The sequence below is a fragment of the Jiangella gansuensis DSM 44835 genome (genome assembly GCF_000515395.1).
GTDB lineage: Bacteria > Actinomycetota > Actinomycetes > Jiangellales > Jiangellaceae > Jiangella > Jiangella gansuensis.
The window spans coordinates 1574501-1594516 of sequence record NZ_KI911782.1; the positions used below are offsets into that span (position 1 = coordinate 1574501).

Annotated in this window: 18 protein-coding genes; 12 read left to right on the forward strand and 6 right to left on the reverse strand. The window is 71.2% G+C overall.

What is annotated here, in order from left to right; all coding sequences use genetic code 11:
* Positions 1–26: 26 nt before the first annotated feature.
* From atpA to JIAGA_RS0107745, 8 genes are all read left to right on the forward strand, one after another.
* Entirely contained in the window at positions 27–1718 is a 1692-nt protein-coding gene (atpA, locus tag JIAGA_RS28250; RefSeq protein ID WP_051425842.1) for a F0F1 ATP synthase subunit alpha, read from the forward strand.
* 45 nt (positions 1719–1763) lie between these two features.
* A complete protein-coding gene (locus tag JIAGA_RS0107715; protein WP_026875218.1) occupies positions 1764–2753 on the forward strand; it encodes a F0F1 ATP synthase subunit gamma in 990 nt (329 codons plus the stop codon).
* Positions 2754–2769: 16 nt separating this feature from the next.
* On the forward strand, positions 2770–4212 hold the full coding sequence (gene atpD / locus JIAGA_RS0107720) for a F0F1 ATP synthase subunit beta (protein WP_026875219.1): 1443 nt from the start codon (positions 2770–2772) through the stop codon (positions 4210–4212).
* Positions 4213–4264: 52 nt separating this feature from the next.
* Positions 4265–4636 (forward strand): F0F1 ATP synthase subunit epsilon, encoded by a 372-nt coding sequence (locus JIAGA_RS0107725; protein WP_026875220.1) that lies wholly within the window; start codon positions 4265–4267, stop codon positions 4634–4636.
* 39 nt (positions 4637–4675) lie between these two features.
* The gene (locus JIAGA_RS0107730) at positions 4676–5116 is read left to right on the forward strand and encodes a DUF2550 domain-containing protein (RefSeq protein ID WP_211239564.1); all 441 of its coding nucleotides are present in this window, start codon (positions 4676–4678) and stop codon (positions 5114–5116) included.
* 114 nt (positions 5117–5230) lie between these two features.
* Positions 5231–6505, forward strand: a complete 1275-nt coding sequence (murA, locus tag JIAGA_RS0107735) for a UDP-N-acetylglucosamine 1-carboxyvinyltransferase (protein WP_026875222.1) — start codon at positions 5231–5233, stop codon at positions 6503–6505.
* A complete protein-coding gene (locus JIAGA_RS28255) occupies positions 6498–7517 on the forward strand; it encodes a phosphatase PAP2 family protein (RefSeq protein WP_051425843.1) in 1020 nt (339 codons plus the stop codon). Before murA ends, JIAGA_RS28255 begins: the two co-directional genes overlap by 8 nt.
* The gene (locus tag JIAGA_RS0107745) at positions 7514–8362 is read left to right on the forward strand and encodes a 3-hydroxyacyl-CoA dehydrogenase family protein (protein ID WP_026875223.1); all 849 of its coding nucleotides are present in this window, start codon (positions 7514–7516) and stop codon (positions 8360–8362) included. Before JIAGA_RS28255 ends, JIAGA_RS0107745 begins: the two co-directional genes overlap by 4 nt.
* Before the next feature lie 110 nt (positions 8363–8472).
* Here the strand turns inward: JIAGA_RS0107745 and JIAGA_RS28260 are convergent, their stop codons facing one another.
* The 5 genes from JIAGA_RS28260 to JIAGA_RS28270 all read right to left on the reverse strand — a co-directional run bounded on the left by JIAGA_RS28260 (position 8473) and on the right by JIAGA_RS28270 (position 13496).
* Positions 8473–9654, reverse strand: a complete 1182-nt coding sequence (locus JIAGA_RS28260) for an ROK family glucokinase (RefSeq protein WP_084469544.1) — start codon at positions 9652–9654, stop codon at positions 8473–8475.
* 44 nt (positions 9655–9698) lie between these two features.
* A complete protein-coding gene (locus tag JIAGA_RS0107755; RefSeq protein ID WP_245597128.1) occupies positions 9699–10343 on the reverse strand; it encodes a response regulator in 645 nt (214 codons plus the stop codon).
* A gap of 125 nt (positions 10344–10468) precedes the next feature.
* Positions 10469–11737, reverse strand: coding sequence for a sensor histidine kinase (locus JIAGA_RS28265; RefSeq protein WP_051425844.1), 1269 nt, complete (start codon positions 11735–11737; stop codon positions 10469–10471).
* Positions 11713–12567 carry an ABC transporter permease gene (locus JIAGA_RS0107765; RefSeq protein ID WP_026875225.1) on the reverse strand — a complete coding sequence of 285 codons (855 nt, stop codon included), beginning with the start codon at positions 12565–12567 and terminating at the stop codon, positions 11713–11715. Before JIAGA_RS0107765 ends, JIAGA_RS28265 begins: the two co-directional genes overlap by 25 nt.
* Positions 12564–13496, reverse strand: coding sequence for an ABC transporter ATP-binding protein (locus tag JIAGA_RS28270; RefSeq protein ID WP_084469546.1), 933 nt, complete (start codon positions 13494–13496; stop codon positions 12564–12566). Before JIAGA_RS28270 ends, JIAGA_RS0107765 begins: the two co-directional genes overlap by 4 nt.
* 219 nt (positions 13497–13715) lie before the next feature.
* Between JIAGA_RS28270 and JIAGA_RS0107775 the strand changes: the two genes are divergently transcribed.
* Both JIAGA_RS0107775 and JIAGA_RS35900 read left to right on the forward strand, forming a co-directional pair.
* Entirely contained in the window at positions 13716–13886 is a 171-nt protein-coding gene (locus JIAGA_RS0107775; protein ID WP_157552852.1) for a hypothetical protein, read from the forward strand.
* 89 nt (positions 13887–13975) lie between these two features.
* A complete protein-coding gene (locus tag JIAGA_RS35900) occupies positions 13976–16897 on the forward strand; it encodes a helix-turn-helix transcriptional regulator (RefSeq protein ID WP_169738830.1) in 2922 nt (973 codons plus the stop codon).
* Between the two features lie 109 nt (positions 16898–17006).
* Here the strand turns inward: JIAGA_RS35900 and JIAGA_RS28275 are convergent, their stop codons facing one another.
* A complete protein-coding gene (locus JIAGA_RS28275; protein ID WP_051425845.1) occupies positions 17007–17771 on the reverse strand; it encodes an NAD-dependent epimerase/dehydratase family protein in 765 nt (254 codons plus the stop codon).
* A gap of 148 nt (positions 17772–17919) precedes the next feature.
* On the opposite strand from JIAGA_RS28275, the gene JIAGA_RS0107790 reads away from it, so the two are divergent.
* On the forward strand, positions 17920–19089 hold the full coding sequence (locus tag JIAGA_RS0107790) for a mandelate racemase/muconate lactonizing enzyme family protein (RefSeq protein WP_026875228.1): 1170 nt from the start codon (positions 17920–17922) through the stop codon (positions 19087–19089).
* Positions 19086–20015, forward strand: a complete 930-nt coding sequence (locus JIAGA_RS0107795) for a dihydrodipicolinate synthase family protein (protein WP_026875229.1) — start codon at positions 19086–19088, stop codon at positions 20013–20015. The genes JIAGA_RS0107790 and JIAGA_RS0107795 overlap by 4 nt, the downstream gene beginning before the upstream one ends.
* Position 20016 lies beyond the last annotated feature (1 nt).

The following is a 20016-nucleotide window of genomic DNA, read 5'->3' on the forward strand; positions in this document are numbered from 1 at the left end:
AGTTCAACCAGGAGACAGGACCAACCATGACGGAGCTGACGATCCGCCCGGAGGAGATCCGCGACGCGATCGAGCGACACGTCCAGTCGTTCACTCCGGAGGCCTCCCGCGAGGAGGTCGGCCGGGTGGTCGACGCCGGCGACGGTATCGCTCACGTCGAGGGGCTGCACTCGACGATGGCCAACGAGCTGCTGGAGTTCGAGGACGGCACCCTCGGGTTGGCCCAGAACCTCGAGGTCACCACGATCGGTGTGGTCGTGCTCGGCGACTACGCCGGCATCGAGGAGGGCCAGACGGTCCGCCGTACCGGTGAGGTTCTGTCGGTGCCCGTGGGCGACGCGTTCCTCGGCCGGGTCATCGACCCGCTGGGCGCGCCGCTGGACGGACTCGGTGAGATCCAGGCCGAGGCTCGTCGTGCCCTGGAGCTGCAGGCGCCGTCGGTGATTCAGCGCAAGAAGGTCGACGAGCCGCTGCAGACCGGCATCAAGGCAATCGACGCGATGACGCCGATCGGCCGCGGCCAGCGGCAGCTGATCATCGGTGACCGGCAGACCGGCAAGACCACGGTCGCCATCGACACCATCCTGAACCAGCGCGAGAACTGGCGCTCCGGCGACAAGTCGAAGCAGGTCCGCTGCATCTACGTCGCCACCGGCCAGAAGGGCTCCACCATCGCCGGCGTGCGCCAGCAGCTGGAGGAGGCGGGTGCTCTCGAGTACACCACCATCGTCGCCTCGCCGGCGTCGGACGCGGCGGGCTTCAAGTACCTGTCGCCGTACACCGGCTCGGCCATCGGCCAGCACTGGATGTACCAGGGCTACCACGTCTTGATCGTCTTCGACGACCTGTCCAAGCAGGCCGAGGCGTACCGCGCGGTCTCGTTGCTGCTGCGCCGCCCGCCGGGTCGTGAGGCGTACCCGGGCGACGTGTTCTACCTGCACTCGCGGCTTCTCGAGCGTTGCGCGAAGCTGTCGAACGAGCTCGGCGGCGGCTCGATGACCGGCCTGCCGATCATCGAGACCAAGGCCAACGACGTGTCGGCCTTCATCCCGACCAACGTCATCTCGATCACCGACGGCCAGTGCTTCCTGGAGTCCGACCTGTTCAACTCGGGCGTGCGCCCGGCGGTGAACGTCGGTATCTCGGTGTCGCGAGTCGGTGGCGACGCGCAGATCAAGGCGATGAAGTCGGTCGCCGGTACGCTGCGCCTGGACCTCGCCCAGTACAACGAGCTCAAGGCCTTCGCGGCGTTCGCGTCCGACCTGGACCCGGCCAGCAAGGCACAGCTGCAGCGCGGTGAGCGTGTGACCGAGCTGCTCAAGCAGCCGCAGGGTGCGCCGCTGGCGGTCGCCGAGCAGGTCGTGTCGATTTGGGCGGCCACCACCGGCCGGCTCGACGAGGTCCCGGTCGAGGACGTCCGGCCGTTCGAGACCCAGTTCCTGGACTACGTGCGGCGCGAGCAGGCGGGCGTGCTGGACTCGATCACCAACAGCGGCAAGCTCAGCGACGACGACGTGCTCCTCCTGGAGCAGGCGATCGGCCGGTTCAAGGACCAGTACGTCACCGTCGCCGGCGAGCAGCTGGTGAAGGACGAGCCGGTCGCGGCGCTCGAGGACGAGGACGTGGAGCAGCTGACGCTCAAGCGGCGGCGGCACTCCAGCACGGACGTCGAGAACGTCGCGGGTCCGGCCGGCGACACCGGCGGGCCGCCGGCGTGATCCCTGGAACGCTCGCAGAGACCCGCGAAGGGAGGATGACGTCCGATGGCCGCACAGCTGCGTGAACTACGACGCCGGATTCGCTCGGTCGAGTCCACAAAGAAGATCACCAAGGCGCAGGAGCTCATCGCCGCATCGCGGATCATCCGTTCGCAGCAGCGGGCGGAGGCCGCGCGGCCGTTCAGCCGCGCGCTCGTCAGTGCGCTGGAGGCCGCGGCTTCCCGGGCGCAGCTGACCCACCCGCTGCTGTCCAGCGACGTGGCGCCGCGCCGGGCCGCGGTGCTGGTCGTGACGTCCGACCGTGGCTTCGCGGGCGGTTACACGGCCAACGTGCTGCGGCAGGCCGAAGGGCTGCGCGGGTTGCTGGACAGCGAGGGCGTCGAGGTGCGTCCGTACGTCGTGGGGACCAAGGGCGTCACCTGGTTCCGCTTCCGCGGCCGGGAGATGGACGGCGCATACGAGGGCTTCACCGGTGCGCCGAATCCCGCGAATGCCCGCGAGATCGCCAACGACGTGCTGGCGGCCATGAACACGCCGACGGACGAGGGCGGCGTGGACGAGATCCACATCGTCTCGACCCACTTCCGCAACATGGTCAGCCAGGAGGTGCGCACGCGGCGGCTGTTCCCGATCGTCGTCGAGGACGTCGAGGAACCGCTGCACACGGCGTCCGGCTCGGGCGACGGGGGCGGCACGACCGCCGCCGGCGGTGGCGAGGTGCGCGAGCGGCCCGGCCGCCCGGCCGAGCACGACGAAGTACTGCCGCTGTACGAGTTCGAGCCGTCGCCGGAGGCAGTGCTCGACACCCTGCTCCCGCAGTACGCCAGCAACCTGATCTACACCGCGTTGCTGGACGCGGCCGCCTCGGAGTGGGCGGCGCGGCGGCGAGCCATGAAGTCGGCCACCGACAACGCCGGGGAGTTGCAGCAGAGCCTGACCCGGCAGGCCAACTCGGCGCGCCAGGCCGAGATCACCCAGGAGATCAGCGAGATCGTCGGCGGGGCGGACGCCCTGGCGGCCGCGACCACGGAATGAAACGGTGAGTGAGGACATGACCACCACAGTCGAGGAGACCGCTGTGCGGACCGGACGTGTCGTCCGCGTGATCGGTCCCGTCGTCGACGTGGAGTTCGACGACGCACACATGCCCGAGATCTACAACGCCCTCACGGTGGACGTGAAGCTCGCTGAGGAAGCGGGCGGCGACCGCACGCTGACCCTGGAGGTCGAGCAGCACATCGGCGACGGCATGGTGAAGGCCATCTCCATGCAGCCCACCGACGGCCTGGTCCGCGGTACCGCGGTCACGGACACCGGCGGCCCGATCACGGTGCCGGTGGGCAACGGCGTCAAGGGCCACGTGTTCAACGCCCTGGGCGAGCCGCTGGACGTCGACGCGTCGAAGATCGAGGCCGACGAGCGGTGGTCCATCCACCGCAAGCCGCCGGCATTCGACCAGCTCGAGGGTTCCACCCAGATGCTGGAGACCGGCATCAAGGTCCTCGACCTGCTGACCCCCTATATCCAGGGTGGAAAGATCGGCCTGTTCGGTGGTGCCGGTGTCGGCAAGACGGTGCTCATCCAGGAGATGATCACCCGTGTGGCCCGGAACTTCGGTGGCACCTCGGTGTTCGCCGGCGTCGGCGAGCGCACCCGTGAGGGCAACGACCTCTGGGTCGAGATGGCCGAGGCCGACGTGCTGAAGGACACCGCGCTGGTGTTCGGCCAGATGGACGAGCCGCCCGGCACGCGTATGCGCGTCGCGCTCTCGGCCCTCACCATGGCCGAGTACTTCCGTGACGTCCAGAAGCAGGACGTGCTGCTGTTCATCGACAACATCTTCCGGTTCACCCAGGCCGGCTCCGAGGTGTCCACCCTGCTGGGCCGGATGCCGTCGGCCGTGGGTTACCAGCCGACGCTGGCCGACGAGATGGGCACTCTGCAGGAGCGCATCACCTCGACCAAGGGTCACTCGATCACCTCGATGCAGGCCATCTACGTCCCGGCCGACGACATCACCGACCCGGCGCCGCACACCGCGTTCGCGCACCTCGACGCCCGGACGGTGCTCTCGCGCCCGATCTCACAGCTGGGCATCTACCCGGCCGTGGACCCGCTGGACTCCTCCAGCCGGATCATGGACGCGGCGTACATCGGCGAGGACCACTATCGCGTCGCGACCCGGGTGAAGGAGATCCTGCAGAAGTACAAGGACCTGCAGGACATCATCGCCATCCTCGGTATCGACGAGCTGTCCGAAGAGGACAAGGTCACCGTGCAGCGGGCACGGCGGCTGCAGCGGTTCCTGTCGCAGAACATGTTCGTGGCCGAGTCCTTCACCGGGCAGCCGGGTGTGTTCGTCCCGCTGGCGGAGACGCTTGAGTCGTTCGACGCCATCGCCAAGGGTGAGTACGACCACCTGCCCGAGCAGGCGTTCAGCTTCGTCGGCAACGTCGAGGACGCCGAGAAGAAGGCACGGCAGCTGGCATCGTGACCGCACTGGTCCAACGGTTGACCCGGCTCACGGGCCGAGGAGAGGAGCCGACGTGGCGCGCGAGCTGAACGTCGAGGTCGTGGCGGCGGACCGCAAGGTCTGGTCCGGCGCCGCCTCGATCGTGGTCGCGAAGACCCCTGAGGGTGAGATCGGCATCATGGCCGGGCACGAACCGGTGCTGGGCCTGCTGGTCCCCGGCGCGGTGAAGGTCCGGCCGTCCGAGGGCGAGCCGGTCGTGGCGGTCGTGTCCGGCGGCTTCCTCTCGGTGTCGCAGGACACCGTCGCCATCATGGCCGAGCAGGCCGAACTGGCGGAGGAGATCGACGCCGCGGCCGCCCGGGCGGAGCTGGAAGCGCTGGAGGAGGGCGAGGACGACGCCCGGCGTTGGGCTCAGGCCAGGGTCGACGTCGCGGCGAGCCGGTAGATCTGAGAACATCGGATCGACGCTCGGGGGAGGTGATCGGTGGCGCTGGTGTCGTGGACCCTGCTCGTGCTGGGTGCGCTCGCGTTGGTCGCGGTGCTGGTGCTCCTCGCCCTGTACGTGCGGCGCGCCGTCCTGCAGCGTGACGGTGGCTTCGACATGTGTGTGCGTGCCGAGAGCCATGACGGTTGGGCGGGCGGCTGGGCGTTCGGCATCGGTCGCTACCGTGAGGACACCCTGGAGTGGTTCCGCACGTTCAGCTTCACGACGTGGCCGAAGCGTTCGTTCCGCCGCACCGAGCTGGGCGTCGAGCGTCGTCGTGAGCCCGACGCCGAGGAGACGTACGAGCTGCCGGCCGGTCACGTCGTCCTCATCTGCACCGCCAGCGGCCGCATGGTCGAGGTCTCCATGACGGACGCCGCCGCGACGGCGTTTCTCGCCTGGCTGGAGGCGGCGCCGCCCGGGGGTCAGTTCGTCGACTGAGCCGGCCGGGGCGTACCGTTCTGCACGTTCCGCCCTTCCGCGGGGCATGATGGCCACCACGGGTGGACATACGGTGAACGTGCAGGGTGGAGACGGCGAAAGGTTCGCACTCGCGTGGAGAGATTTCGGGTCACAGGCGGTAGCTCGCTGCGCGGACAGGTCCGGGTCAGCGGGGCGAAGAACAGCGCGCTGAAGCTCATGGCGGCCGCGCTGCTCGCCGAGGGCCGCACCGTGCTGCACGACGTGCCGGACATCACCGATGTCGGCTACATGGCCGAGCTGCTGCGGCAACTCGGCGCCGGCGTCGAACGCGACGGCTCCACCGTCGTCATCGATGTGCCGGAGAAGATCAACCACGAGGCTCCGTACCACCTGGTCCGGCGGCTGCGGGCGTCCATCTGCGTGCTGGGGCCGCTGGTGGCCCGCTGCGGTGCCGCGGACGTCGCACTGCCCGGTGGCGACGCCATCGGCTCGCGCGGTCTCGACATGCACATGTCCGGGCTGGAGAAGCTCGGTGCCGAGGTCGGGGTCGAGCACGGTTTCGTCGTCGCTCGCGCCTCCGGCGGGCTGCGCGGCACGAACATCTGGCTCGACTTCCCGAGTGTCGGCGCCACCGAGAACATCCTCATGGCCGCCGTGCTGGCCAAGGGCACCACGGTCATCGACAACGTCGCCCGCGAGCCGGAGATCGTCGACATCTGCCAGATGCTCAGCGACATGGGTGCCAAGATCGACGGTGCCGGCACCTCGACGTTGCGGGTCGAGGGCGTCGACCGGATGGTCCCCACCGAGCACACCACCATTCCCGACCGCATCGTCACGGGCACGTGGGGGGTGGCGGCGGTCATGACCCGCGGCGACATCACCATCGCCAACGGCCGCCCGGAGCACCTGGAGATCGTTCTCGACAAGCTGGCCGCGGCCGGCGCGGTGGTGGAGTCCACTCCTGGCGGCCTGCGGGTGGCGATGTCCGGGCGGCCTCGCGCCATCGACGTGGTCACGCTGCCGTACCCGGGGTTCCCGACCGACCTGCAGCCGATGATCGTCGCGCTGGACGCCGTGTCCGAGGGCACCGCCATGATCACCGAGAACGTTTACGAAGCTCGCTTCATGTTCGTCAACGAGCTGGTCCGGCTCGGTGCCGAGGTGCGCATCGACGGCCACCACGCCATCGTCCGCGGCCGGCCCGCGCTGTCCGGCGCCCCGGTCGTCACCACCGACATCCGGGCCGGTGCCGGCCTGGTGTTGGCCGGGCTTGTCGCTGAGGGGGAGACACTGGTGTCGGCGGTACATCACATCGACCGGGGATACCCGGATCTCGTCGGGCAGCTGCGGAGTCTCGGTGCGGATGTGGTCCGTGAACCGGACCCGGACCACTTCGATGACTGACCTCAAGAGCGAGTCGGTCGCCGGCGAGCCGGTCGGCGACGACGAGCCACCGGCGAGTCCTGCCCGCCGGTTCCTGACGCCCGGGCGCACCGGCCTGGGCGTCTATCTGATGGTGCTGGTCTGCTACAGCGCCCTCGAGGGCATCCCGATGGACCGGGTCGGCCAGACCGGCTGGATCATCATCGGGATGATCGCGGTCAAGGTCGGCCGCCCGTGGCGCGAGCACGTGCGCACCTTCCTCGACTGGCTGCCGCTGCTGGCGGCGCTCATCCTCTACGACCACACGCGGGGCATCGCCGACACCCTCGGCATGCCGGTGCGGGTCGCCGAGCTGGCCGACCTGGAGAGCTGGCTGTTCGGCGGCACGGTGCCCACGGTGTGGTTGCAGGAGCACTTCTTCCAGTCCACGGTGCGCTGGTGGGACGTCGCCATCGCCATCGTGTACTTCAGCCACTTCGTCGTCCCGTGGGCCATCGCCGCCGCGTTCTACATGTGGTCACGGGATCGTTGGGTCTCCTACATCCGCCGGGTGCTCCTGCTGACGTACGCCGGGCTGCTCACCTACGTGCTGCTGCCCGCCGCCCCGCCGTGGTTCGCCGCCGCCCGCACCGGCGACATCCACGAACCCGTGTACCGGCTGGTCGGGCGGGGATGGAACGAGCTCGGCCTGCGCAGCGCCAACGCCTGGCTGTCCGACGCCCAGGGCGGCGCCAACGAGGTGGCGGCGCTGCCGTCGCTGCACGCCGGCTTCGCGATGCTCGTCGCCGTCACGCTGTGGCCGCTGGCCCGGCACTGGGCGTTGCGGGCCCTGGTGGTCGCGTTCCCGCTGGCCATGGCGTTCACCCTGGTGTACGGCGGCGAGCACTACGTCGTCGACGTCGTGATGGGCTGGTTCTACGTGGCCGGCGTCATGGGGGTAGCGCACCTGTGGGAGCGTTGGCGTGCCGGCCGCGCGACGGTCGTCGCCGTCGGTCCGGAGCACGAGGCACTGAAAGGAAGGCAGGAAGTATGACGCGCAAGGTGGCGGTCATCGGCGCCGGGCTGATGGGGTCCGGCATCGCCCAGGTGGCGGCGGTCGGCGGGTGGGACGTCGTCCTGCGCGACCTCGACGACGACGCCGTGGCCCGCGGCCGGGGTGCCATCGAGGCCAGCACCGCGAAGTTCGTCGAGAAGGGCCGGCTGTCCGAGTCCGACCGCGAGGCCGCGCTGGCGCGCATCACCGTCACCACCGACCTGGACGCGGCCGCCGAGGCCGACGTCGTCGTCGAGGCCGTCTTCGAGAACGTCGACGTCAAGCGGGAGCTGTTCGCGGCCCTGGACCGGATCTGCCGCGACGGAGCGGTCCTGGCCACCAACACCAGCGCCATCCCGATCACCAAGATCGCCGCGGCGACGGCGCGCCCCGAGGACGTCGTCGGCACGCACTTCTTCTCGCCGGTGCCCATGATGGCGCTGTGCGAGCTGGTCCGCGGCCAGCACACGTCCGACCACGCCCTGGCCACCGCCCGTGAGTTCGCCGAGTCGGCCGGCAAGACGTGCATCGTCGTCAACCGCGACGTCGCCGGGTTCGTCACCACGCGCCTGATCAGCGCGCTGGTGGTCGAGGCGGTCAAGCTGTACGAGTCCGGCGTGGCCACCGCCGAGGACATCGACGTCGCCTGCAAGCTCGGCTTCGGCCACGCCATGGGCCCGCTGGCCACTACCGACCTCACCGGCGTCGACGTCCTGCACCACGCCACGTCGAACATCTGGGACGAGACCGCCGACCCGAAGTTCTTCCCGCCGGAGCTGCTGCGCCGCATGGTCGACGCCGGTCAGCTCGGCCGGAAGAGCGGCCGCGGGTTCTACGGGTACTGAACTCCGGTTGATCTTGGAGTAACCGCGGAATCAATCGGACATATCGGGCGGGGTTTCCGCGATTTCTCCAAGATCAACGAGGTTGCGCGGGGCCGCGTGCGGGCAGGCGGTCAGGTGACCGTGCGCCGCCAGGTTCCGTTGCCGCGCCGCGACTGCACCGGCTCGATGGCGGTGCCAGTGCCCTTCACGACGGCCGTGGCGCGGCGGGTGTTGCGCCGCGCGGGGGCGGGGTGGTCGAGCTCGACGCGGCGGCGCGGCAGCAGCAGCCGGGTGGTGACGAGCTTGGCCCGGTCGCGACGGCGGGAGCGTTCCCGGCGGGCGAGGTCGGCGGCGCCTATCAGGCCGGCCTCGTTGCCCAGGGCGGCCCGCACGACCTGGGCCTCCGGCCGGAAGCCGCGGCCGGTGAGGGTCCGCCGGAACGACGTGCGCGCCGGCTGCAACAGCAGGTCGCCGACGTCGGATACACCGCCGCCGATGACGAACAGTCCGGGGTCGAACGCGGCGGCCAGGTTGGCCAGCCCGACCCCGAGCCACTGCCCGATGTCCTCCAGCAGCTCCAGCGCCGCCGGGTCGCCCTGCGCGGCCAGGGCGCTGATCATCGGGCCGGTGATGCGCAGCGGGTCGCCCTGGCAGGCCTCCGCGATGCGGTAGGCCACCGGCGAACCGTTGACCACCAGCTCGCGTGCCTCGCGGACCAGCACGTTGCCGCTGGCGTACTGCTCCCAGCAGCCGCGGTTGCCGCACTCGCAGCGGTGCCCGCCGGGCACGACGACCATGTGGCCGAACTCGCCGGCCACCCCGAACCGGCCGCGGTGCAGCACGCCGTCGAGCACCACGGCGCCGCCGATGCCGGTGCCGAGGTTCACGCACACGACGTGCGACTCGCCCTGAGCGGCGCCGAACCGGCACTCCGCCCAGAGCGCGGCGTTGGCGTCGTTGTCGACGACGACGGGGAGGCGGATGCGCCGCTGGACGGCGTCGCGCAATGGCTCGTTGCGCCAGGCCAGGTGCGGAGCGAAGAGCACAGAGGACTGGGTGCCGTCGACGAAGCCGGCGGCGCCGATGCCCACCGCCAGCACGTGGTGGCGCGAGCCCAGTTCGGCCACGATGTCGGCGATGGTGTCCTCGACCTCGCGGGCGCTCTTGCTCTTGCTGGGTGTCTCCCGCCGGGTGCGGTCGATGATGTTCCCCTCGACGTCGACGACCCCGGCGGCGACTTTTGTGCCGCCGATGTCGATGCCGATGGTGGGCCGCAACGCCAGCCGGGAGACCCGTGTGCGCGTTGGAGACATTCCCCAAGTATGTCTGGGCGGGGTGGGGCGGGTGGGCGACGGGTTCAGCTCGGGCCGCCCGGCGGGTCGAGGATGCCCATGCGGTAGGCCGTCGTGACGGCCGCGGTGCGGTCGTCGACACCGAGTTTGGCGAACACTCGCAGCAGGTGCGTCTTGACCGTCGCCTCGCCGATGTGCAGCCGCCGCCCGATCTCCGCGTTGGACAGCCCGGTGGCGACCGCCGCGAGCACCTCCCGCTCCCGCGGGGTCAGCTGCGGCGCGGCCGGGGTGCGCAGGCGCCGTACCAGGCGGGCCGCGACCGGCGCTGCCAGCACCGTCTCACCCCGATGGGCGGACCGGACCGCCTCGGCCAGTTGCACCCGCGGGGTGTCCTTGAGCAGGTAGCCGGTGGCGCCGGCCTCGACCGCGCGGACGATGTCGGAATCGGTGTCGTAGGTGGTGAGCACGAGGATGCGGGCGCCGGGCTGCTCGGCGATGATCCGCGCGGTCGCCTCGGCGCCGTCGAGCCTCGGCATCCGCAGGTCCATGAGGATGACGTCGGGGCGCAACTGCCGGGCCAGCGTGACCGCCTCGTCGCCGTCGCCGGCCTCGCCCACGACCTCGAAGTCCGGTTCGGCGCCGAGCATGCCGGCCAGCCCGGTCCGCACGACCGGGTGGTCGTCGACCAGCAGCAGCCGCAGCGTCGTCACGAGCGACACGGTACCGGGTGCGCCCACTCCTGCCCCCACGTTGATCTTGGAGTAACCGCGGAATCGCGGGGCGAAATGCCCGATTGATTTCGCAGTTGCTCCAAGATCAACGCGGGCGGGGCAGTTCAGGAGACGGTGGCGCGGACCGTGCTGCCGGCACCGGGGGCGCTGATGACCTCCAGCCGGCCGCCGACCTGCTCGACCCGGGCCCGCATTCCGCGCAACCCGTACCCGTCGGCGGCCGCGTGTACCGGCTCGAAACCGCGTCCGTCGTCGACGACGGCGATGGTGGCGCTGCCGCGCGGTCCGGGCTGGAACCGCAGCGCCACGGTGACCCGGCGGGCACCTGCGTGCTTGCGGATGTTGGTCAGGGCTTCCTGGGTTGCCCGCAGCAGGACCACCTCGACGTTCGGTTCCAGCGTCCGTACCTCACCGTCGATCTCGACGGTGACGTCCAGCCCGGTCTCGTCGGCGAAGCGAGTGGCGACCCGTTCGACCGCCTCGGCCAGCGTCGCGTCCTGCAGCCCCACCGGCGCGAGCGAGCTGACCAAAGCCCTGGCCTCGGCGAGGTTGTCGCGGGCGGTGCGCTCCAACAGTGCGAGCCGTTCGCGCGCGGCGGCCGGGTCGCGGTCGAGCGTGACCTCGACGGCTTGGGCCAGAGTCAGGATGCTGGTGAAGCCCTGGGCGAGGGTGTCGTGGATCTCGTGGGAGAGCCGTTCCCGTTCGGCCAGCACTCCGCGCGAGTGTTCCAGCTGCGCCAGTTCGCTGCGCGTGCGCTCCAGCTCGTCAATGAGCGCGGCGCGCCGCTCGGCCTGGATGAACACATTCGTGATGAACAAGCCCATCAGCAGTGAGAGGCCGATGTGCATGCCGATCTGCGGGGCGACGTCGCGTGCCGCGCTCAGGGTCCAGCCGTCCTGGGCAACCTCGACCAGCGCCAGGCCTGCCATGGACACGAACGTCGCGGCCACGGCCATGCGGGTCGAGAGGAAGATCCAGATGTGCGGGATCAGGCCGAACAGCAGGAAGTACGCCTCGAAGATCTCGGCGCTGATGAGGACGTACAACCCGGCCCAGCTGACGCCCAGCTGGATCGGGGTGCGCCAGTCGCGTTGCTCGGTCTCCAGGAGCCGGCGCCCGAACAGCAGGTAGACGACCGCCATGGCGGCCACCACCAGCAGTCCGACCAGCCGCTCGCGGCTGGACAGGTTGTCCGAGCTGCCGATCATCACCACCAGCAGCCCGAGCAGCCCCAGGTACACGGTGTGGAAACCGACGGTGGTGCGCTGCCAGAAGGAGTCGAGATCGGCCAGGCTGCTCGGCGCGGCCGTGGTGACGGCCGGGTCGGACGGTGCCCGCTCCGGTGTCGTCAGCCGTCGTCCCGACGGCGCCACCGGAACGTCCGCACACACACGATCAGACCCACGATCAGCCACACCGACAGGATGAGTGCCGTCTGGCCGTGCTGCCATGATCCGGACACCTCCATGGTCTCGAAGTCGTCGGACAGGAACACCGAGCGCATGCCCTGTGCCAGCCACTTCAGCGGGAACACCGACGCGATGTTCTGCAACCAGCTTGGCAGGTCGGAGAAGACGAAGAAGACGCCGGAGATGAACTGCAGGATGAGCAGCGGCCCGACGACGACGGCGGACGCGCTCTTCGCGGACCTCGGCACCGAGGAGAACGCGATCCCGAGGACCGTCCCCGCGGCGGTGCCGAGAACGTAGCACCAGGCGAACGTCAGCCAGCGATCCGGCTCGGTGGGCAGGTCGGCGCCGAACGCCAACGCCGCGACGGCCAGCAGCAGCGCGATCTGCGCGATACCGACGACGAGGATCTTGCCGACCTTGCCGAGGAAGTACGCCACCGGCGGCATCGGGGTGCCGCGCAGCCGTTTGAGCGTGCCGTCCTCGCGTTCGATCGCCAGGCTCATGGCCATCGTCTGGAAGCTCACCAGCGCGATGCCGGAGGCGACCATGCCGGGCAGGAAGTACTGGGCGAAGTCGACCTCGCCGCCGTCCGGCCCGACCTGCTCGCTGAAGACCACGGCGAAGATGCCGAGCATGATGATCGGGAAGAGGAACGAGAAGATGACGGAATCGCGCTCCCGGAAGTACATGGCGATCTCGAGCCGGGTCCGGGCCAGCGCGATGCGCAGCGGGCTGGGTCGCGACGGCGTCCGGGCGCGGCGGCCGGTGTCGGTGCGGGTGAGACTGCTCATGACGGCACTCGCTCCTGTGCGTGGGTGGTACGGCCGGCCAGGGAACCGGCAGGCTGCGAAGCGCGCGCCGACGCCGTCGCCGGGTTCCCGATGAGCCTCAGGTAGACGTCTTCCAGCGTCGGCCGGCTCACGGTGAGCGACGGCACCTCGCCACCGAGCCGGGCGGAAAGCTCGGCCACCAGCGCGGTCGGCTGCCTGGTGCGGGCGGTGCGTGGCACGTCGTCCTCGGTCCAGCCGACGATGGCCTCGTCCTGGTCGCGCCCGCCCAGCCGGGCCGGGGTGTCCAGGGCGACGATGCGCCCGCCGGTGATGACGCCGACGCGGTCGGCCAGGTGTTCGGCCTCGTCGAGGTAGTGCGTGGTCAGGATGATCGTCGTGCCGCCGTCGGCCAGGGAGGTGATGAGCTCCCAGAACTCCCGGCGGGCCTCGGGATCGAACCCGGTGGTGGGTTCGTCGAGGAACAGCAGGTCGGGGTTGCCGAGGATGCCCAGGGCGACGTCGAGCCGGCGGCGCTGACCGCCGGACAGGTGCCGGGACCGGGTGGTGTGCTTCTCGTCCAGGCCGACGGCCGCGATGACCTCGTCGGGGTCGCGGGCATCGGGGTAGTAGCCGGCGAAGTGGTGCACCAGTTCGCCGACCGTGATCTCGTCGTGGCCGGTGGAGCTCTGCAGCACGATGCCGATGCGCTCCCGCCAGCCGGGGCCGGGCCGTTGCGGGTCCGCTCCGAGGACGCTCACGTCGCCGCTGTCGCGGGTCCGGTACCCCTCGAGGATCTCGACGGTGGTCGTCTTGCCGGCGCCGTTCGGGCCGAGCAGCGCGAACACCTCGCCGGAGTGGACGTCGAGGTCCAGCCCGTCGACGGCGGCCACGCCGGCATAGGACTTACGCAGCCCGCGGACCCGGATGGCGGTGTCGGTCGGTTCGGTCATGACACCACGATGTGCCTGGCAGCCGGGCCGCCACGAGCATCGCGCGGTGGGTTTCGAGGTCCACCGTTCGGTGGACCTCAGGTGCTACCGGGTCCTCCTAAGGCACCTCGGGCCGCGCCTTAGGAGGTGCCTACGCACCGACGATGCGGCAGTCTCCCGATGTGCCGCCCGCCGCCTCAGAACCATGCTGATGGTCAGGAGATCAGAGGAGTGGAGATCATGGGTGTCTACGGGGACTACGCGGCGTCGATCATTCACGAGCAGCGGTCCAGGGAGCTGCAGGCGCAGGTCCGCCAGGACCGGCTGGCCCGGTCCGGTCGCGAGGACGGCCGCCGGTCGGAGGAGCGCAAGGCGCGCGCCCGCGCCGGCGCCCGGCCGCGGACGGTCTGAGGCCGGCCGGGCGCTGCGCGGGGCGCGGCCGATCTGCGGGGAGCCGAAATTCGATGGCGCTGTCGGTGGCTGGTGGCAGGATGAATGACGTGGCCATTCACGTTGCTCGCACCGCCAGCCTGGTGGGCAGGGAACGGCAGCTCGCCGACCTGCGCCAGGCGTACGCGCAGGCGTGCACGGGGGAGCCGGTCACGGTACTGATCGGTGGCGAGGCGGGTATCGGCAAGACCCGTCTCACCGAGGAGTTCACCGCCGAGGCCGGCCGGCTGGGCGCGCGTATCGTCGTCGGCCAGTCGGTGGCGCTCGACGGCGACGGCCCGGCGTTCGCGCCGTTCGTGGGCGCGGTGCGCGGGCTGCACGGTCAGGTCGGTACTGAGGCTCTGCTCGAACTGGCCGGGCCCGGCGGTGAGCGGCTGGCCAGTCTGGTGCCGGAGCTCGGTGACCCACCGGCCGACGGGCCCGAGGGCCGGGGCCGGCTGTACGAGGTCGTCACGTCGCTGCTGGAGCGGTCGGCCGCCGAGCAGCCGCTGGTGGTGCTGCTCGAGGACCTGCAGTGGGCAGATCGCGCCAGTCGCGACCTGCTGCGGTTCGTGGCCCGCGGGGTGCGCGACACCAAGCTGCTCATCCTGGTCACCTATCGCACCGACGAGCTGCACCGGGGCCATCCGCTGCGGGCGTTGCTGGCCGAGCTGGACCGGATGCGCCAGGTGCACCGCATCGAGCTGCCCCGGCTCGGCCACGACGAGGTGGTGGCTCAGCTGCGCGGGTTGCTCGGCCGGCCGCTGGAGCGCGGTTACGTCGAGCGCATCTTCCAGCGCAGTGAGGGCATCCCGTTCTTCGTCGAGGAACTGGCCTGGGTCGACGACGACACGGGCCAGGCGGAGTTGCCCGGTTCGTTGCGCGACCTGTTGCTGGTGCGCATCGAACCGTTGTCCGAGGACACACAGCGGCTGCTGCGGCTGATGTCGGCTGCCGGCAACCGGGTCGACCACTCGGTGCTGGAGAAGGTGGCCGACGAGCGCAGCGGCCCGTTGGAGGCTGCGTTGCGTGAGGCGGTGTCGTCCGGAGTCATCGTGGTCGACGGCGACGGCTACGCCTTCCGGCACGCACTGCTGCGCGAGGCCCTGCACGACGACATGCTGCCCGGCGAGCACGCCCGCATGCACGCGCGGTACGCCGAGGCGCTGGAGACGCACCCCGAGCTGATGCCGAACGGGCCCACAGCGGCGGAGGTCGCGCACCACTGGTACTCCGCGCACGATGTCGAGCGCGCTTTCGCCTGGTCTCTCACCGCCGCGGACGAACTGGTGCGCGGGTATGCGCATGCCACCGCACAGCAGCTGCTCGAGCGGGCATTGGAGCTGTGGGATCAGGTGGCCGACCCGGAGACCGTCGCCGGTTCCACCCGGCTCGACGTCGTGGTGCGGGCCGCCACCGAGGCGTACTCGGCGGGCGAGTTCGACCGGGCTCTGTCGCTGGTCAAGGAGGCGCTGCGGCTGGTCGACCGCGAGGCCGACCCGGGACGGGCCGGCTGGTTGCTCGCACGCAAGGGCAACGTCCTGAACCGGTTGGGCCGGCCCGGTGCCATCGAGGCGCTGCGCGAGGCCCGCGAGCTCATCCCGGCCGACCCGCCGTCCGCCGAGCGGGCGGAGGCGCTGGACTGGCTGGCCACCACCCTCATGCTCGACTGGAGCTTCGCGGAATGCCTGGAGGTCGCCGACGAGGCCGAACGAGTGGCCGAGGCGATCGGCATGGCCCGCATCGTCGCCTCCGCCCGCATCACGCGAGGCACCGCGTGGGTGCACCTGGGCGATTCCGAGGCGGCGCTGGCCGAGATGCACCGGGCCGCCGCCACTGCCACCGCCGGGCCCGATCACCTGCATCGGTACTACGTGAACCTGTCCGATGCCTACATGCTGCTCGGCCGGTACGGCGAGGCGGTCGACGTCGCCACCGAGGGCTACCAGCACGCCCGCGAGCAGGGGCGCAAACGCACCTCCGGTGTGGTGCTCGCCGGGAACGCCGCGGAGCCCATGCTGGCGCTGGGTCACTGGGACCGCGCCGACCGGATGATCGAGCGCGGCCTGGAGATGGTCCCGCCGGCCAACCACGAGCGGCACATGCTCGGACTGCAGGCCTGGCTGGCGCTGTGGCGCGGCGACGTCGAGGCTGCCGCGGCGGCGGTCGAACGGCTGCGCGCCGGCATGACCCGGCGGACGGTGCTGCCACAGGACAGCCGGCTGGTCGCGCGGCTGCACGCCGATGTCGCGCTGGCCGCCGGCCGGCCGGAGGAAGCGTGGTCGGTGGTCACCGACGCTGTCGGCGACGACGTCCGGGCCGCCGTGCCCGGCTACGACCTGCCGCTGGCGTTCGCAGGAGCGCAGGCCCTGGGCGAGCGGCTGCGCGCCGCCGCCGACCCAGCCGACCTCGCTGTCGACGTCGCCTGGCTGCGTGACCTGGCCCGGCACACGGCCGCCGGCTGGCCGCTGCAGCTGTGGTCGGTACTGATCGAGGCCGAGCTGTCCGGCCGAGCCGGCGACGACCCTGCCGCCTGGCAGCAGGCCCTGGACGCACTACAGCAGGCCGAAGGCCCGGTCTACCTGGTGCCGTACGCGGGGTACCGGCTCGGGCGGGCGCTGATCGCGGCTGGCGATCGCGATGCCGCCGGCGACGCGTTGCGCGAGGCCGCCGGGCGGGCGGACCAGCTCGGGGCCGGGCTGCTGCGCGGCTGGATCGACGACCTGTCCCGCCGGGCGCACGTGCCGCTGGTCACCGGGGTGCCCGCCGGCCGTGGTCCGGCCAGCGCCGGGCTGACCCTGCGCGAATACGAGGTGCTGAAGCTGGTGGCGGACGGGCGGAGCAACCGTGAGATCGGTGAGGAGCTGTTCATCAGCGCCAAGACCGCCAGCGTGCACGTGTCGAACATCCTGGCCAAGCTGGGGGTTTCCGGCCGCGGCGAAGCTGCCGCCGTCGCTCACCGCGACGGTCTGCTCGACACCGCCGCGTCCTGACCGGAGCGCGGGGCCGGCGTACGCGAGTGATCGTCAACGGTTGGGTGCGTGATGGCGCATCCACCGGTTGACGATCATGGACCCGGCGCCCCGGAGCCCCAGCGCGTTCTCAGACCGACCGGCCGGCTGAGGCTGCCGCGAGCCGGCACAGCCCGCCGTCGCCCTCGGGAAGGCCGGGGGCATAGGCCTCGGCGTCGAACCGGGGCCGGTAGCCCAGTTCATCGGTGGCGTTCGTGTAGTCGAAGATGCCGCGGGTGTTGGCGGACACCCCGAAGTAGGTGCCGTACCGCACGTCGGTGGCCAGCGCGGCGCTCACCAGCTGCTGGAGGTCGCCGGGGGCCAGCCACCCCAGCGTCGTCCCGAGGTCGGTCGGTTCCGGCTGGCAGCCGCCGAGGCGCAGGCAGATCACCGCAGGCCCGCCGCCGTCGGCGATCGTGGCGCCGTAGGCCTCGGCGAACGCCTTGCTCGCACCGTAGGGACAGCAGGGCCGGGCTGGCCAGGACGGGTCGACCATCGGGCCGCCGTGGCGGACGTATCCGCCCATCGCGTGCACCGAACTGGCCAGCACCACGCGGCGGACGCCCGCCTCGGCGGATGCCTCGAGCAGGTTCACCACCGCGTCCGCGTTGGGTCCGCGCAGGTCGCGCCACGGTGCGGCGGGGCGAGGATCGGCAGCCAGGTGGACGACGTCGTCGACGCCCTCGACGGCTGCGGCGGTGAACGCCGGGTCGGCCAGGTCACCGACCGCGGTCTGGGCGCCGTCCCAGCCTGTCACGTGCTTGATGTCGACGGCGCGCACGGACAGGTCGTCCAGGGCGGGCCGGAGCAACTGGGCGACCTTGCCGGTCGCGCCGGTCACGAGCACGGTGGTCATCGCACCCCCAGCGTCGGATGGAGTCGACCTTAGCGAACATCGCCTTCGACAATGCCTACGGACAGCCCTCATCATGTTGATGATTGTGTGCATGATGTGGGAGAGTTACGCATATGTTGAATGACCCGAATTCCGGTTCGGATGCGCAATGCTGATTCGTGATGTCGAGACCTTCGTCCTCAAGCTCTCCGCCGACGAGGCGTATCTCGGCGCGCTGCGCGACGGTGCCGCGATCGGGCCGGAGTACACCGTGCGCGAGCCCTGGCGCAGCCTCTACTCGGCCCGCTTCGAGACGCTGCTCGTCAAGGTCACGGCCGAGGACGGCACCAGTGGCTGGGGCGAGGCGCTGGCGCCGGTTGCGCCGGAGGTGCCGGCCGCCATCGTCGACCGGTTGCTCCGGCCGGTGCTGCGGGGCATGGATGCCCGCCGGCCGCGGCCGGCGTGGTCGGCACTGCGTGACCTCATGCGCGAGCGCGGGCACCTGGTCGGGCACCAGGCCGACGCGCTGGCCGCCGTCGACATCGCACTGTGGGACCTCGCCGGTCGGCTCGCCGGTCGCCCGGTCTCCGAGCTGCTGGGCGGAGCATTCCGCGGCCGGGTCCCCGTCTACGTCTCCGGCCTGCCGCGCACCACCGACGACGAGCGCGCGGCGTTGGCCGCGGAGTGGGCCGGGCGCGGCGCCACCGCGGTCAAGCTGCACCTCGGTCACGGGGTCGAGGCCGATCTGGCCACGGTCGACGCCATCCGGGCCGCCGCGCCGGAGCTGCGGATCGCTCTCGACGCGCACTGGGTGTACGACGTGTCCGCGGCGCTGCGACTGGCCGACGGGCTGGCCGCACGGGGCGGCTGGTTCCTCGAAGCGCCGCTGGCCCCGGAGGACGTCGCCGGCCACGCCGAGCTGGTCCGCCACGCCCGGCTGCCGGTGGCCGTGGGCGAGGCGTTGCGCAACCGGTACGAGTTCGGCCACTGGCTGGACGCGAGGGCGCTGCTGTTGGCCCAGCCCGACGTCGCCCGCACCGGGATCACCGAGGCGATGGTCGTCGCCGAACTCGCGGCCGCCCGGCACGTCCCGGTCGCGCCGCACCACTCCACCGGACTGGCAGTCGCGTTGGCCGCGGGCCTGCAGGTCAGTGCCGCCGTGGAGAACCTGGCGGCGTTCGAGTACCAGCCCACGTCCGTGGATGTCGGTCAGCGCATTCTCCAGCAGCCGCTGGCGGTGCACCCCGGTGCCGTAGAGCTTCCCGCCGGGCCGGGGCTCGGGGTCGACGTCGACGAGGAAGCCGTCCGCAAGCTCGCCGAGGAGTCAGGAACCGTATGAGCCACACCGTCCATGGCCTCGTGCCCATCCTCGCCACGCCGTTCGGCCCCGACGGGTCGCTGGACCGCCCCGGCCTGCGCCGGCTGGTGGACTTCCAGCTGTCCAGCGGCGTCGACGGCGTGGCCGTGTTCGGCATGGCCAGCGAGGGGTTCGCGCTGACCGCCGCGGAGCGCCGGCTGATCCTGGGCGACGTCGTCGCCGTGGTCGCGGCGAGTGTCCCCGTCGTGGCGGGAGTGAACGGCACCTCCACGGCCACCGCGCTGGAACAGGCCGCCGAAGCTGCCGACGGTGGTGCCCGGGCACTCATGGTGCTGCCGCCGTTCATGGTCAAACCGAGCCCGGACCAGCTGGTGGAGTTCTACGGACAGCTCGGCGAGTTCGCGCACGGCGCCGGCGTCGAGGTGATGGTGCAGGACGCGCCCGGCGCCACCGGCATCGCGATGTCGCCGTCGCTCATCGTCGAGCTGAGCAAGCTGGACGGTGTCACGTCGGTCAAGGTGGAGTCGCCGCCGACAGTGCCCAAGGTCGGCGCGGTCGTGGACGCCGTCGGCGATGAGGGCGACTTCGCGGTGCTCGGCGGGCAGAACGCGCAGTTCGTGCTCGACGAGTACGCGCGCGGCTCCATCGGCACCATGCCGGCCTGCGAGTTCCCCGACCTGCTGGCGCCGGTCCTGGAGTCCTGGAATGCCGGCCGGCGGGGGGAGGCTCGGGCGGCATTCAGCCGGCTGTTGCCGCTGATCGTGCACGGCTTGCAGCAGGGGATCGCCTGGGCGGTGCACAAGGAGATCCTGGTGCACCGCGGCATCATCGACCACGCGACGGTGCGGCTGCCGGCCAAGCCGCTGGACGCCGGTGGCCGGGCGCTGCTCGACGACGTCCTGGACGATCTGGGTCTCGCGCCGGGTGACCGGCGGACCGCGAGGTGAC